Genomic DNA, 2,399 nt, shown 5'->3' with positions numbered 1-2,399 from the left:
GAGTAGAGTAAGAGGCAGGGCGTAGTCGGACTATTTCCCTGCCTCTCCTCCCCGAACCGGACGTGCACCTTTCAGCGCATCCGGCTCTCCATTTAAATGCTGGCGAACGCCATTGCCACTTCTGTAAAGCGCGATGTATACGTGTTTCTGGTCTCCGTCCTCAGATAGGGATTACCTTCGGGTAGCCGCCAGCGGAACAGCTTCTTGCCTTGCCCCACCAACCGGTACAGTATTTCGCCGCTGAGCTTGCCGTGATTGGTTTTACCAAATAAAACCCACGTTTTGCTCTGACCCGGTTTCGGTGATTTACACCACCACCTCATCAGGGAAGCGATACCTGTACGGTATTTGCGGGCCAGCCAGTGAGCCAGCTTCCAGAACACGACACGGTCGATATAACTGAAGACTTTGGCCTTAAAATCAACGAACTGATAGAACATGGCCCAGCCTTTCAGTTTTCGGTTGAGTTGTTCAGCCATATCGACTTTGCTTTCACTGTAGTTGCCTGATAACAGTGCCGTCAGCGATGCGGCGAAGTTTCTGGCTTTCTCCTGCGGGATCGTTGAGACCACTCGCATCTCGCCATAACGACTGCGTTTGCGAATGATCCTGTGCCCCAGAAAGATAAAGCCGTCATTAACATGGGTGATTTTAGTCTTATCCATGTTCAGCCTGAGTTTCAGACTGCCTTCGAGCACACCCCGACACTCCTCCCTGATGGCTTCCGCCTGTGCTTTGGTGCCTTTGACGATGAGGACAAAATCATCGGCATAGCGGCAGTACGCCACCGCGGGTTTCCACTGCCAGTTTTCTCTGACCGCCGTACTTCGGCCCCGTTGGATACTGTTATTCCAGTACCACCGATCTTTTCTGGCTTTCCCGCTCAGGTAGCGCTCATGCAGGTATTGATCGAACTCATTCAGCATGATGTTCGATAATAGCGGCGATATAACACCGCCCTGTGGTACACCTTCACTGGCCGCCCGAAAGAGACCGACATCGATATGTCCCGCCTTGATGGTTTTCCACAGCAGAGTCATGAAACGTGCGTCACTGATCCTGCGGCGTACAGCCTTCATCAGCAGTCGATGATGTACGGTGTCGAAGTAACTGGACAGGTCGCCTTCAATCACCCAGCGTCCCCGGGTTTCACCACAGTCTGTGAGCTGTAATTTCACCGTGCGGATCGCGTGGTGGACACTGCGCTCAGGCCGGAAGCCATATGAGAGCGTATGAAAATCACTCTCCCATATCGGCTCCATCGCCATCAGCATGGCCCGCTGAACAATACGATCCCGCAACGCGGGGATACCCAGTGGTCGCAGTTTGCCGTTGCTTTTAGGGATGTAAACCCGTCTGGCGGGCAAGGGCTGGTAGTGGCCTGAGAGTAATTCATCCCTGAGGATTTGCAGCTCAACAGCCAGTCTGGCCTGTAGCATTGTTTTGTTCACGCCATCAACGCCGGGGGTATGGGCCCCCTTTGATGAAAGCGTGATCCGCGCCGCTTCAGCCAGCCATTCTGGTTGTGTTATCAGACGCAGCAGCCGTTGAATCCGTAGGGACGGATCGGTGGCTGCCCATGTGGCAAGCTTGCGTTGCATTTCGCTGATTATCAAAGGTCTTCACCTCGTTAGGTCAGTTAATTCACGTCGCAAACACATTCAAACTGCTTCCCTTCGCCATGTAATGGGCTTTCCCCATCGCGGACTACTACGGAAGCTCCGCCAGCCAGCGCGTCATCGGAGCCATGCCCCCTTAACATCCGTCGCTGACCTTCCCCGGTTTACCTGCCTGGACTCAGGCATACTGAGGAGGCTGCCCGTCGCACTCTTTATCCTTGCTTGCCGCAAGTTGGCAGAAGTCAGCAACGCAAGCGTGATAGACGCTGCTGCCCCGGTGTTTCGCATACATGTCAAAACACCTTCGACCGGCAGTGCTTACGTATCACTGCCAGTTCCTCCTGCACGGCCTGTCAGATCACGTAGGCCGTGGTGACGTTTTCAACCCACAGAGGCGGATTAACGGGTTCATGTTCTTCAGCCTTTCAGTACTTAACCTTGAGGATCATCTCGGCTTAGTGATCTCGCCTCAATCCCCGTTGTCAGCGGGTTACATCACCCTGCGGGCATGCCGCAGGTCACTGCCGCTCAGGTTCTCCACCGTCACACCCGGTGGGATTGTTGGGTTTCTCATCGTGAGTTACCGGTTCAATATTCCAGACAGACTCGCGGTTCATTTAAGCATCCATGCCCGCCCTGAACTCCGGGCACACTATAGGTAATATCTGTGACCCAGACCTGATTGGCCCGGACAACAGTAAACTGCCGTTGCACGCGATTAGGGGCAACCACTGAAGGCCGGCCGGCGATACGACGCGGCGCTTTATAGCCGCGTACGGC

The 2,399-nt window shown here is 54.5% G+C and carries 1 protein-coding gene and 1 pseudogene; both read right to left on the bottom strand.

Going from position 1 to position 2,399, the window contains the following annotated elements; all coding sequences use genetic code 11:
* Nucleotides 1–92: 92 nt before the first annotated feature.
* Nucleotides 93–1,601 (bottom strand): group II intron reverse transcriptase/maturase, encoded by a 1,509-nt coding sequence (gene ltrA, locus F0Q32_RS21130; protein ID WP_001189111.1) that lies wholly within the window; start codon nucleotides 1,599–1,601, stop codon nucleotides 93–95.
* A gap of 672 nt (nucleotides 1,602–2,273) precedes the next feature.
* Nucleotides 2,274–2,399: pseudogene (locus F0Q32_RS21120) on the bottom strand (IS3 family transposase); the annotation flags it as partial.

The sequence above is a fragment of the Pseudocitrobacter sp. 73 genome (assembly GCF_008369545.1).
Classification (GTDB): domain Bacteria; phylum Pseudomonadota; class Gammaproteobacteria; order Enterobacterales; family Enterobacteriaceae; genus Pseudocitrobacter; species Pseudocitrobacter vendiensis.
This window is presented reverse-complemented; position numbering and strand designations above follow the sequence as displayed.